This is a genomic window from Paenibacillus lautus NBRC 15380 (assembly GCF_004000945.1).
Taxonomy (GTDB): domain Bacteria; phylum Bacillota; class Bacilli; order Paenibacillales; family Paenibacillaceae; genus Paenibacillus_AQ; species Paenibacillus_AQ lautus.
Genome location: NZ_BIMF01000011.1, coordinates 158,764 through 173,486, shown reverse-complemented (window position 1 = coordinate 173,486; position 14,723 = coordinate 158,764). Strand labels below are relative to the sequence as shown.

Annotated in this window: 2 protein-coding genes (1 of these 2 running past the window's edge); both read left to right on the top strand. The window is 48.3% G+C overall.

Going from position 1 to position 14,723, the window contains the following annotated elements; all coding sequences use genetic code 11:
- Positions 1-15 precede the first annotated feature (15 nt).
- Complete coding sequence (locus tag PLA01S_RS19605) at positions 16-10,350, top strand: SDR family NAD(P)-dependent oxidoreductase (RefSeq protein WP_246059698.1); 10,335 nt, start codon at positions 16-18, stop codon at positions 10,348-10,350.
- Positions 10,347-14,723, top strand: the 5' end (the start) of a protein-coding gene (locus PLA01S_RS19600; protein ID WP_127593644.1) for an SDR family NAD(P)-dependent oxidoreductase. The gene runs 13,629 nt beyond the window's last position; only the first 4,377 of its 18,006 coding nucleotides appear in the window; its start codon is at positions 10,347-10,349; the stop codon falls past the right edge of the window. The genes PLA01S_RS19605 and PLA01S_RS19600 overlap by 4 nt, the downstream gene beginning before the upstream one ends.

The window sequence follows — 14,723 nt, the reverse complement described above, 5'->3', positions numbered from 1 at the left end:
GAGGGAGCAAACGTGATGTACGAACAGTTTAACCTGTCCGCCAAGAACCCGATTATTAGCAATCATAAGGTATACGGGCAACAATTATTGCCTGGACTGGCCTATATTGACCTTATCTACCAGGTTTATAAGAAGCATCACTATGCATTCAACAAACTTGAGCTTCGTCATTTAAGTATATATAAACCGCTCATAGTCGGATGGGATGTTACTATAAGACTCGGCATTCAATGTGATGAGGCTTCTCCTGGTATATGGAAGATTCGGTTGGAGGGACAGAATCGTCGTAACGGTCTGGAAGAACCAGAGCAAACACTTTATGCCACTGCGGAGATGCATGCAAGAGATCAGGTGTCATACTCGGAAACGCTGGATTTAGGCTTCGTGAAGGGGGCAGCAAACCGTGTGCTCCCCATCCAGGACATCTATGAAGAGTACCGAAGCCAGGATTTGGTGCATACCGGATTTATGAAGGCGGAAGGCCAGATTTATGAGATGGATTCAGCAGCTATTCTGGATCTTTCTATTAGTCGGGAAGCAATGGCCAGCTCGCAAGAGTTCTTATTTCATCCTGCCCTGATTGACGGCAGTGGCGTTGGAGGTGGAAGAATATATGCTCCTTCGGCTCAAGAGGAACAGCGCTTGTTCTTGCCTCTGAGTTATGCCGTTTTTAATGCTTCGGAACCGCTCCAGCAACGGTGTTATACAAGGGTGCAGAGAGAATCCGTCCTTCATAAGAATGAGCTGATGTTTTGGACGATGGAGTTTTTTAATGGGGATGGAAAAAAAGTCGGGGAACTAAAAAACTTATCCACGAAGCTGGTCCGCGATGCCGGGTTGATCCATCCGGAGCGAAAAGGGTCCCATTCATCATCTCAGATCACGGAGCGGCGCAAGCCGCCTCGGGTCACCTCCAATAAGCAGTTTCACATAAAGGGTGCCGACGAAACGACACCCGTTATTTCGATCGAATGGTTCCTGCGGCAACTCATGGCGGACACACTTAACTGTAAGGTGGAGGATATCCATCCTGAATCCGGATACTACGAGATGGGACTGGATTCCCCCCGATTGTTAGAGATTGTGAGGGCGATTGAGACCAGCATTAATATCTCGTTATCGCCGACTTTGTTGTTTGAGTACACAACAATTGCCGAGCTTTCTTCTTATCTCGAAGAAAACTATGCTTCAAAATTCAAGCAACCCGAGGCTGCATCGGTAATATCCGTACCTGATACCGCTTCAGATCCGGAATTTCAGAGTTCGTCTAAGCGCTCGTTTTCCGGTTCCAATCTTTCTGATAATCCGGCAACGGAAGGAGACGTTGCCATTATCGGTATGTCCGGCCGATATCCCCAAGCTAGAAACCTTCACGAATTTTGGAGGAATTTGCAGGAGGGAAAGGACTGCATAAGCGAAATTCCAAAATCCCGCTGGGACTGGAAGACGATGGATGGTATAAAATCAGCTGGCGGGAAAGCAATGTCCAAATGGGGGGGATTCATTGACGACCCGGATTGTTTTGATCCGAAATTCTTTAGAATATCCCCTCGTGAAGCAGAAACGATGGATCCCCAGGAAAGGTTGTTCCTCGAAACTTGCTGGGAAGCTATTGAGGATGCTGGATATACCCCTAAATCATTAGTTCCGCCCCGAGGTAAAAATAACAGGCGGAAGGTAGGCGTCTTCGCGGGGGTGATGCATAAGGATTATTCCCTGGTGGGCGCAGAGGCTGCTTCCCAAGGGGAAGCATTTCCACTTTCACTGAATGCAGGCCCTATTGCCAATCGGGTTTCATATTTTTGCAATTTCCATGGCCCCAGCATGACCGTGGATACGCTATGTTCATCTTCCCTCACGGCCGTTCATCTGGCGATGGAGAGTTTGAAACGTGGAGAAAGCGAAGTTGCATTGGCCGGTGGGGTGAATTTATCTCTGCACCCGTCGAAGTATATGACATACGGGTTGTGGGGGATGCATTCAAGTGATGGTTATTGCCATACCTTCGGCGAAGGAGGCGACGGCTACGTTTCAGCCGAAGGCGTTGCGGCAGTCCTCTTAAAACCATTAAATAAAGCAATCCAAGATAATGACCGAATCTATGCGGTTATAAAAGGCAGCGCGATCAACCATGTAGGGACTGTGAGCGGCATTATGGTGCCTGGCCCAGTGGCACAGGGGGAAGTGATCGCTGATTGTCTCGAACAATCAGGCATAAACCCGCGAACCATTGGTTATATCGAAGCTCACGGTACAGGCACCTCGCTGGGGGATCCTATTGAGATCGAAGGGTTAATGAAAGCCTTCGAGTTGTATACCCGAGAGCGGCAGTATTGCTCGATTGGTTCAGTAAAGTCCAATATAGGCCATGCGGAGTCCGCCGCGGGAGTTATCGGCCTCCAGAAGGCAGCTCTCCAAATCTATCACAAAACACTGGTTCCTTCCCTACATTCCGAGCAATTGAATCCCTATATTGATTTTGAACAATCTCCATTCTATGTGCAGCACACCAAGGAGGAATGGAAACAACCTGTAACCATGGAAGGCATGCGCAAGATTAGCTATCCGCGGAGAGCTGCGTTAAGTTCTTTTGGAGCCACTGGTTCAAATGCCCATATGATTCTAGAAGAATACATAGGTGCGAAAGTAAGCGATACAACGCAGGCGAACCATGGACAAGATCGACCTGTGATTGTTCCTGTTTCGGCTAAAAATGAAGAAAGGCTCAAAACCTACGCAAAAGAGATGCTCGATTATCTGTTAGGATTGCCTGAGAGCGAGCCGGTACAGCAGGATAAAGAGCCGGGATTTACAGTCGGTCTACAAGGTAAACTGAAGGAATTATTAGCTGATATCATGCATGTTCATGAAGAACTCATTGAACTAGATGTTCCGTGGAGTGAATATGGAGTCGAGCCTGTTCATATTCGATTATTAAAGGGAAAAATTCAGGATGAATTCCTCGTTGAGATCGATGATCAGGAATGGGGACAGAGAAGCACGATTGCTTCCGTAACCGCTCATCTTCTGAATGAGCACCCAGAAGTGATGGGAGCTCCTAACGTTGAAACTGATCATGATGACGGCCCCGATGATCAGGTCAAGCGGGGACAGAACCGCTCGATAATCTCCATCGAAGATGTGGCTTATACACTGCAAGTCGGACGCGAAGCCATGGACGAACGAGTTGTGTTTGTCGCTCAGGATATCCTCGAATTGATTCAGGAGCTTCAAGCTTTTCTAGAGAATAAAGAACTTAAACACGGCTTTAGAGGCAATGCCAAGTTGATGAAGGATACAGCTGCATCGTCCTCTGCAGGTGATAGGAATAAGCAGTCCGTCAGGCAATGGATCGATGAGGGATATTGGGCTGAATTGGCTGAGGGATGGGCTTCGGGCATGGAGTTAGATTGGAATTTATTATACGGCGAGAGCACCAGGCCTTCCCGGATCAGTTTACCGACCTACCCGTTTGCACGGGAGCGTTATTGGGTACCAGCTGCCGGAAAACCAATCGTAGCTGCGGCTGCTGAAGCAGGCATACACCCTTTGCTGCACAAAAACACGTCCGATTTTACCGAGCAGCGATTTAGCAGCACTTTTAGGGGAAATGAATTTTTCTTATCCGATCATGTCGTGGGGAAGCAGAAGATATTACCGGGTGTTGCCTATCTGGAGATAGCGCGCATGGCAGTCATGGAATCCCTTGGCAGCCGAGCGGAGCATCATACGGGAATCCGTCTGAAAAATGTGGTTTGGATTCGGCCTATCTCCGTTGGGGAGGAATATGCTGCAGTGAATATCCGGCTGCTTCCCGCTGAGCATGGAGGGATCGTTTACGAAATATACAGTCAAGTTCAGGAGAGCACAAATTCAGAGCCTGTTGTACACAGCAAAGGCAGCGCGGAGCTGCTATCAGCTGGAACGAAGGATGTCTTGAATATTGAAGATTTGAAGAAACAGTGCGGCGAACAATGCCTCTCATCCTCCCAATTCTACGAGGTCTTTCATGAGATGGGGATGGAGTATGGCCCGGCCCACAGGGGAATAGAGAAAGCGTATGTAGGTGCGGGACAAGTATTGGCTCAGTTATCCTTGCCATCATCCGTTTCAAATACCTTGAAGGAGTATGTTCTCCACCCAAGCCTAATGGACTCAGCTTTACAGGCGACGATCGCTTATTCTATGAATTCTGGCGGCATGCCCCCGATTTCGGTGAACCCGGTGATGCCTTTTGCCCTTCAGGAACTGGATATTCGGGGGGAGTGCACGCCGAATATGTGGGCATGGATACGAAACAACGATAAGGATGCAAAGACAGGTTTAACTCCAAAGCTGGATATCGATATATGTGATGATCAGGGCAATATTTGTGTTCGTATCAAAGGATTCTCAACAAGGGTGCTGGAAGGGGAGCTTGAGGTAAGCAGTCGGTCTAATTCGGCTCCACAGGAGGCAATGGTACAAACGCCTGTTGGAAATATTCATCTTAGTCCAGCATGGGAGGCCGTCCCGGTAGAGAATGGCACATGGCAGGCGCATGATTCCGATCATGTGATCTATGTTGGTGGGGAAGAGAATAGGAACATGATTCAACAGATGTACCCGCGGGTGCATTTTTTTAATATGAAACCAGCAGATACGATATCAGAAATTGCTGCAAAACTTGAAGCTTTCGGCATAGTTGATCATATCGTGTGGGTTGCTCCTGCAGGTACGTCAACTTCCCTGGAAGACGAAAAACTGATTGAACGACAGGAGTATGGCGTTATTCCATTGTTCCGCTTGATTAAAGCGTTCATTGGATTGGGTTATTCTGCCCGCAGCTTGGGATGGACAGTGATCACATTGGACACGCAGAGGGTTAACGAATCTCGCAAGGTCGATCCTTCGCATGCCGGCATTCACGGTCTGGTAGGTTCAATGGCAAAAGAATATCCGAGCTGGAATATCCGAATTATCGATTTGGAGGCTGGTAGTCTGTGGCCTGTAACCGAGATATTCACTCTTCCTGCTGATCGGCGCGGACACCCTTGGGTGTACCGGAAACAGCAGTGGTACCGGCAGCAGCTTATACCATTGAATACTACTGAAACGGCGGAATCAAGCTTTAGGCACGGTGGCGTATATGTCGTAATTGGAGGAGCTGGCGGTATCGGCAAGGCATGGAGCGAGTATATGGTTCGTGCTTATGGAGCCCATGTGGTGTGGATCGGCCGCAGACAGATGGATGAACATATGCGGGCGGATTTGGATAGAATCGCTCGTTTTGGACCCAGACCCGTCTATATCTCAGCAGATGCAGCCGATTATGAAGAACTCAGAGCAGCTTATGAAAAAATAAAGCAGACATTTTCGCGAATTAACGGCGTTGTGCATTCGGCGATGGTGCTGTCGAATCGAAGCCTCCTGGACATGGAAGAGGATCAATTCAGATCAGGACTATCGGCCAAGATTGACGTGACCGTACGGATGGCCCAGGTATTCCGTAAGGAACCATTGGATTTTGTTATGTTCTTCTCTTCCTTGATCGCTTTCATTAAAAATCCAAAACAGAGCCACTACGCGTCGGGCTGTTCGTTCAAGGATGCGTTCGCACATCGGCTTTCGCATGAATGGCCGTGCAAGGTGAAGGTAATGAATTGGGGATATTGGAGCAGCGATGACGCTTCTGCTTCAGAGGATGTACAGCAGCTGTCCCGGATCGGGATGGGGCTCATTGAGCCTGAGGCTGGCATGAAAGCTTTGGAACGATTGGTTTCCAATCCGATTCATCAAATGGCGATGATTACAACGACCAAACCTCTTATCGTGGAAGGCATGAATCCTAAAGAGCGCATCGATATCCGATCGGATAGCATACCGTCAGTGATCAACAAAATTAGGGACTATAATTCGGGAACAGCAGATCGGCTCCAGAACATGAATGAGGCCCGAAGTTTAAATAAGGAAATGATCAGCCTTCTATCAAGAATGCTGCTAAGTGAGCTATCGTCAATGGGATTATTGGAAAAGGATACGAAGTCAGCCGAGAGCAAAGCCCATACTGGAATAATCCCAATGTACCAAAAGTGGTTTGAGGAAAGCTTGCGCGTCCTTGTGCAGCATCATTACCTCTATCAGGATGGTGATATGTACAAAGTAACGGATCCGTTATCCGTCGATAAGGCTTTATTATGGAAGGAATGGGAACTGAAAAAAGTCGAATGGCTGGAAGATCCGAGTTTAAAGGCATGGATGACACTAGCTGAAGAGCTCATGCATGCATTGCCTGAAATTCTGACAGGTAAACGCCTGGCCACCGATATTATGTTTCCGAATTCCTCCATGAACCTGGTGGAGGGCATCTATAAAAATAATCCCGTCGCCGATCATTTCAATGAAGTTCTTGCCGATACCTTATTGGCGTATATGGAGGAACGGATCAACGAATTTCCTGCCATTAAAATCCGAATCATTGAAATTGGTGCCGGCACGGGAGGAACAAGCAGCAGGCTTTTCCAAAAATTAAAGCCTTACAATGATTATATCGAGGAGTATTGCTACACCGATATTTCCAAAGCGTTTTTATTATTTGCTAAGAAGGAGTACGGTCCGCACAATCCCTTTTTGACTTATAAAATATTGAATGTTGATGCGCCCGTTGCTGGCTCGAACACCCCTTCGGGTGAATTCGATATTGCTATTGCAACAAATGTGCTTCACGCGACCCGAAATATCCGCCAAACTTTACGCAATACCAAATCCGTCCTGAAAAAGAACGGTTTGATTCTAATCAATGAGCTGAGCGATAACCGATTATTTACGCACTTAACCTTTGGGCTCCTGGAAGGTTGGTGGCTTTATGAAGATGCACCTTTACGCATTCCTGGTAGTCCGGGTCTGTATCCCGAAACCTGGAAGGACGTGTTGGAGTCCGAAGGCTACGAAGCGGTTTTTTTTCCGGCAAAAGAGTCTCATGAATGGGGACAGCAGATCATTGCGGCAAGTAGTAACGGGGTGGTCCGAGTGAAACAAGTGCCCCATTCAGACAGAGCCGATGCGGAGGTCAAACGCACGTCTAATGCCAAACCATATGATACGAGGGACAGGTTGGGAACAATTTCCACAGTGGAAGAGCAGGCTCGAGTAAAGAACGTTGCCGCTAAACAGGCCAGCACGGTTATGACCGAACAGATGCTGGAAGATCATGTGAAGGAGACCATCATTGAGAAGCTTTCCGAAGCATTAAAAGTAAATAGGAGCGAAATCGAGTTGGAGGAGTCCTTTGCCGATTATGGTCTGGATTCCATTATCGGGGTTCATCTGGTACAAGTCCTTAATCAAGCCTTACGAATCGAACTCGATACCACGAGCCTCTTTGATTACAGTTCAGTTAAGCAGCTTACAGCTTATATTTTATCGGATCACAGGGATGCAGTCGCTGGCCTGCTTGGGCAGAATTTAAACAAAGCAGTCGTCTCTGATGACAATCGGCGGGATATACCTGAACTAGGTGAAGCAGCATCGCCATCTTATTCCAGCCGGTTTATCGACAAGGCTTCTTTATCAGGCAAGCAAGCCGCTGATCTCGTAAAGCATGAGGTCGCTCCTGTGACACCCATGAACAAAGAACCGATTGCCATTATCGGAATGAGCGGAAAGTATGCTAAATCAGCTAACGTGAACGAACTATGGACGCACTTGTCCAACGGAGCAGAACTTATTGGAGAGTCTCCGCGTTGGGATCTCTCGGCACATTATCCGAAAGAGGCCCAGTATTGCGATCGCGGTGGTTTTGTAGAGAATATAGATCAGTTTGACCCATTCTTTTTTAATATTAATGGCCTGGAAGCCAGCTATATGGATCCTCAGCAAAGGATATTTATGGAGGAATGCTGGAAGGCACTGGAGGACTCAGGTTATGCCGGATCCAGGATTCAGGGACGCGAGTGCGGCGTTTATGTCGGCTGTCTTGGAGGTGCGGGCGATTATCAACAGCTCTTCGGAGATGATGCGCCGGCGCAAGCATTCTGGGGCATAGCCGGGTCGGTCATTCCGGCACGGATTGCGTATTATCTTGATCTCAAGGGGCCGGCCATCGCCATTGATACGGCCTGTTCCAGCTCATTAGTCGCCGTCCATATGGCATGTCAGGGGTTATGGTCAGGCGAGACAGAAATGGCATTGGCTGGAGGCGTGTTTATCCAGTCTACGCCATGGTACTACTTGAGCACCAACAAAGCGGGAATGCTCTCGACAACGGGCCACAGCTATACTTTTGACGAGCGTGCTGACGGATTTATCCCTGGTGAAGGGGCGGGTGTTCTTGTGCTGAAGCGTCTTCAGGAAGCGATACATGACGGGGATCATATTTATGGAGTCATTCGCGGATCGGGAATGAACCAAGACGGAACGACGAACGGCATAACGGCGCCAAGCGCCGTCTCTCAGGAACGCCTGGAACGAAACGTATATGATACCTTTCAAATTGATCCTGGCGATATACAGGTTGTTGAAGCTCATGGAACGGGCACGAAGCTGGGAGACCCGATTGAGTATCAGGCACTAACGAAGGCTTTTAGAAATTATACCGACAACAAGGAGTACTGCGCGATCGGCTCAATCAAGACCAACATCGGTCATGCGGCCCATGCGGCTGGCGTCGCGGGAATCATTAAGGTTTTGCTGTCTTTGAAGCATAAGCAAATTCCGCCTACGCTAAATTTTGAAACGGGGAATTCGAATATTCAGTTTAAGGACAGCCCCTTTTATGTAAATACGAGCCTCAGGAATTGGGAGAAAGGAAGGAGTGGTAAAAGACGAGCAGCCGTGAGCTCCTTCGGATTCAGCGGAACAAACGCCCATATTGTTATAGAAGAGGGACCGGAACCAACAGGGAGACATACCGACAAACCGGGATATCTGATTGTGTTATCTGCACGTACGCCTGAGCAGCTGCGCAAGCAGGCGAATCAACTACTGGATTACTGCCAGGATGACAGGCAAGCGGACTGCGGAAACCTTAGCTATACCTTGTTGGCGGGAAGAAAGCATTTTAACAACCGGTTAGCCTGCGTAGTTCGGAGTTTGGATGAATTAACGATATTCCTTGGTAAATGGCTGGCAAGAAGCAAGGTACCACAGGTTTATATTTCGGAACTGAATGAAAATGATCGCCGGGAACAGCCTTCCTTAAAGCGATACGGAAACCAATGCATCAAGGAATGCCATTCGGTCGAACCCACCGAATATATGGAGCGGCTAACAACCATTGCTGAGTTATATATTCAAGGATATGGGCTTGATTATGAAGCGTTGTTCACGAATGAACGCTATACCATCATATCTCTGCCAACCTATCCCTTTGCAACTGAACGCTATTGGGTACCGGATGAAAAAAGCAAAGGCAGTTCTTCTATTGAATCAGCCCCACATGGGCAGGCCATGCTGCACCCTCTGCTTCACCAGAACACATCGGATCTTTCGGGAGTCCGCTACAGCTCGACTTTTAACAGAGGCGAACCTTTACTGGCTTCAACTGATGTCTCAGGAAGAAACATATTCTCGGGGATGATATATCTGGAGATGGCTAGGAAAGCAGCGGAGTTATCGAGGGGAGTTTTCTTTGACCCTCCTGAAGTGATCCAGATCAAGGATGTAGTTTGGTCCCAACCGGTTGAATTTGTGCAAGAAGACTTGCAGCTTCATATTGATATCTTCCCGGATGAGGGAGACCTTTCATATGAAATCTACAGTACAGTTGACAAGAATAGCATAGATCCGGTTATACACAATCAGGGACGGGTGTCGACAACTGCCCTACAAAGCGCGGCATCGCGGGCTGATATGAGTCTTGTACAGGCACAATGCAATGTGAAATATTTCTCGAAGTTTGATTGGTACAAGGGATATGTGGAAGCAGGAATAATTCATAGTCCTCAACAGCAAGTGGTAGAGGAGATGTTTATCGGACATCACCAGCTGCTCGCGAAGCTTTCAATGCATTCTGCTTTCCGGGCTTCATCCCATCATTTCATACTGCATCCAAGTCTAACCGAGGCAGCTATGCAAGCGACGTTAGGCCTCTTGCCAGATTGGGATGAGCAAATGGGTAGCGGAATCGTGGGTTCTGCACAACCACTATCCTTGCAGGAGGTTCACATGATCGGTAAGCCAACTCCATTGTCATGGGTTCACGTACGAAACAGTGCGTACGGCGTTCAGGGGACAAATATCAAAGTGGATATTGACTTCTACGATCATCACGGAGCGTTATACGCAACCATGAGAGGACTTACAGCGCGATTGGAGAGCAACGGACAGCACACCGTAAAACACGCAAAGGTTGGAGGAGGATTACAAATATGAGAAATCAGGATGCTCTTTCAAGTTCAAAAGGATCAGTGTCTGCTTCAGCGGTCCAGTTGTTTACACCGATCTATAAAGAATCAGAGACCATGAATGGTGGGAATCCGTCGAGTTATGTCCGGCATCTAGCCATCTTTTGTGAGATGGATCATTCAACCTTCGAAAGTCTACAGAGCGGGCTGACAGGCATTGAGTGCCTGATGCTTCAGTCACCTTCTTACCTGGAGATCAATCAACGCTTCCAATCTTATGCACAGCAGTTTCTTGACCTCGTGAAAACGATAATGGAGCAGAAAGTGACCGGCGAGGTGCTTATTCAACTTGTGGTGCCGGTTCAGGGTGAGCAGAAGCTGTTCACCGGACTTTACGGCATTCTAAGAACAGCCCATATGGAAAACCCGCGATTAAGCGGTCAACTGATAGAAATAGAACCGGATGTAGAGGCATCAATACTCGTGCAGATGCTTAACCACAGCAAGGGGTTGGCAGTAGATATCATACGCTTTGATCAAGGAAAAAGGTGGGAGGCAGGGTGGAATGAAGTTATTGTTCCGCCGGTGGAGGCGAGCATTCCATGGAAAGACAACGGGGTTTATCTGATTACCGGAGGCGCAGGTGGACTCGGACTCCTGTTTGCGGAAGATATTATCCGGCAAGTTAACGATCCAGTATTGATTCTTACCGGTCGTTCTGTACTATCTATGGATAAAGAAGCCAAACTTCATGAGATGAGAGCAACAGGGGCCAGAATCGATTATAAACAAACGGATGTGTCTCTTAAGGACCAGGTAGAACCTCTGATTCATGACATCCTGGAGGAATTCGGAAGCCTGCATGGGATCATCCATGGTGCAGGTGTCGTTTGTGACAATTTCATACTTAAGAAGACCGGGAATGAATTGGAGCAAGTGCTGAATCCCAAAGTGTCAGGGACGACATATCTAGATTCGGCCACCAAGGATTTGCCGCTGGATTTCTTTATTTTCTTCTCGTCGATCGCGGGCTGTTTCGGCAATCCGGGACAAGCGGATTATGCTGCTGCGAACGCATATATGGATGCCTATGCGGCGTATAGAAACGGTCTCGTAGCATCCGGACTGCGCCAAGGCCAATCGTTGTCCATCAACTGGCCATACTGGAAGGATGGCGGAATGGAAGTTGATGAAATAACGGAGAAATCGATGATGCAAAGCTGGGGCATGACGGCTCTGGACACGAAAACCGGTATACAGGCTATGCATCAAGCACTGGCTTCCGGTCATGATCGAGTCCTCATCCTGTCAGGTCAAGTAGATCAGATCAGAGAGAGGCTGCTACCCGGTCCCACTCCTAAATCAGCAGCTTCTGAACCAACAAAGCGTCACCAAGTCGATGAGGGCTTGTTAAGAGACAGAACGGGCCGTCAACTCAAAGTCCTCTTCGGAGAAGTGACGCGACTCGAGGTTACCCAATTACATGTGAATGAACCCCTTGAGAGTTATGGAATCGACTCGATCATGATCAACCAATTGAATGCCAAGATGGCAGGGATCTTCGGGGAGCTTTCCAAAACATTGTTCTACGAGTACCAGACATTAGGTGAAGTCCTTGATTATCTGACTGCGGAACACACGGAACGATGTGTGTGGTGGACAGGGCTGGGAGAGCAGAGTGAGGAGGGATCTGCAAGACCATCGGTGGAACCGCGTTCCGGTGAACCTTTTCCTGTTCTCGTTTCATTCCGTAAAGAGAAGAACCGTTCTACCCGCTCTCCAATCCATAAACCTGAGCTCAAATCGCGAGAACCCATTGCTATTATCGGTATAAGCGGACGCTATCCTTCTGCCCGCAATCTCAACGAATATTGGGAGAATCTTAAGGCAGGCAGAGATTGTATTACCGAAATACCTGATGACCGCTGGCCGATGGAAGACTTCTTCGATCCGGATCCACAGGAAGCGGTGGCGCAAGGCAAGAGCTATAGTAAATGGGGAGGCTTTTTAGAGGGATTTGCGGATTTTGACCCTTTGTTTTTCAATATTTCTCCCCGCGAAGCCATGATGATGGACCCTCAAGAGCGCTTGTTCATCGAGTCCTGTTGGGAAGCGTTAGAAGACGCGGGTTATACGCGGGAGCATCTGGCGATCAGGCATCATCGCCGGGTAGGCGTTTTTGCCGGGATCACGAAGACGGGTTACGATCTGTACGGCCCCGGTTTATGGGAGCAGGGGGAACATGTTAACCCATACACCTCCTTTAGCTCAGTCGCGAACAGAGTTTCGTACTATCTGAATTTACAAGGACCGAGCATGCCGATTGATACGATGTGCTCTTCCTCTCTGACCGCGATTCATGAAGCCTGTGAGCATCTTCATCTGGGAGAATGTGAAATGGCGATCGCGGGCGGCGTGAATCTGTACTTGCACCCTTCCAATTATCATTGGCTGAGCGTACAACAAATGCTCTCGAAGGATGGCAGATGCAAAAGTTTTGGCCAGGGCGCAAACGGATTTGTTCCTGGCGAAGGCGTGGGGATCGTTCTTCTGAAACCTCTGTCACGTGCAATTGCAGATGAAGATCAAATTCATGCCGTGATTAGAAGCACCAGTACGAACCATGGCGGTAAAACCAACGGCTATACTGTACCCAATCCTGTAGCGCAGGGAGAACTCGTCCGTGCTGCACTGGATAAAGCAGGCATAAATGCAAGAGCGATCAGTTATATCGAAGCGCACGGAACAGGAACCGATCTCGGCGACCCCATTGAAATTACGGGGCTTACCCAAGCATTCTCTAAAGATACACGGGATACGGGGTTTTGCTCCATCGGTTCAGCCAAATCCAATATCGGCCATTTGGAAGCGGCAGCCGGCATGGCAGGTCTAACCAAAATCGTCTTGCAAATGAAGCATAAGATGCTGGTACCCAGTCTGCATGCTAAAGAACTGAATTCGAACATTAACTTTGCCAACACGCCTTTTGTCGTCCAACAATCGCTTCAGGAATGGCAAAAACCGATGATTCATATGGATGGAGAGCTTATAGAGTTTCCTAGGATAGCGGGTGTCTCGTCCTTTGGAGCAGGCGGTTCCAATGCCCATGTCATCTTAGAAGAATATACGCCTGAGGAGACGTATCGCCCGGCCCCGTCTTCTCAAGATGGTCTTCCTGTGGTTATTCCGTTGTCAGCCAAAAACCAACCATGCCTAAACGAGAGAGTGAAACAGCTCTTGGAGATGATGGCTGAGGAGGATTTATCGGATAGTCAGCTCTTTGATACGGCTTACACTCTTCAGGTTGGGCGAGAAGCCATGGAAGAACGGATTGCAGTCGTTGCGGAATCGATTCAAGATCTTCAAGCTAAGCTAGCGCGTTATTTGACGGGACACAACGATATTGATGGACTTTACAGGGGCCAGATGAAGCCGGGTAAAGAGCAACAGAGTATAGAAGAAGCGGATTCATCCATGGAGAAGCTGGTACTGGAGCGGAATTTTCGTAGCATCGCCATGATATGGGTTCAGGGCCTGCGCGTGGATTGGAATATCCTGTATAGGAATGGCGTTAAACCACGTCGTCGAAGCCTGCCCGTCTATCCCTTTGCGAGGGAACGATATTATATTGCAGAGAAACAGTTGATTAATGAAGGCGTTGTTTCATCAACCCGGAAGTCGCTCGTGGACTCGGCGGATGTGAATGAGTCTGCAAGGATGGAGATGGATGGAATCTCCAAGGAAACAAACCACGCGGCAAGTCATCGAAGAGCTGTGTCAGGTAAAGGCCGGCGAAGAGAAATGAGAGGCATGAACACGAAGCAGTGCATTGAATGGGATTTGAAGGAACAGATCGGTATATTGCTCCAAATTCAGAAGGGTAGGCTGGACAACGAAATCAATCTTGCTGATTTTGGCTTTGACTCCATAAGTTTAACCCATTTGGCGACCAGGCTGTCTAAGCATTATGGGGTGGAACTAACACCTTCGGTATTCTTCGGTCATTCCACGATAAGTAAAATAACGGAGTATTTGATGAAGGAGCATCAAGAAGCACTTGCCGAGTTCTACTATGAGGCTGACGAGCACAGGCCTGCAAAGATCGCTCCCCAAACACGCCCCATCGCGCAGTCAAAGGTGAAGCTAAGCAGGAACTTATCTGATGATGCCCATGAGCCCATCGCCGTTATCGGCATGAGTGGACGATTCCCGGAAGCGAGAAACGTTGAAGAAATGTGGACGATTCTAACCGAGGGAAGGAACGCAGTGAGAGAAATTCCCGCTGATCGGTTTGATTGGCGTCATTATTACAGTCCCTCAGACAAGGATCCTCACAAGACAGACAGTAAATGGTGCGGTTGTATCCCAGGCGTTAGCGAATTCGATCCGTTATTCTTCGAG

Coding starts and splice junctions, on each gene's coding strand:
- PLA01S_RS19605 (WP_246059698.1), top strand. CDS start 16: ATGTACGAACAGTTTAACCTGTCCGCCAAGAACCCGATTATTAGCAAT.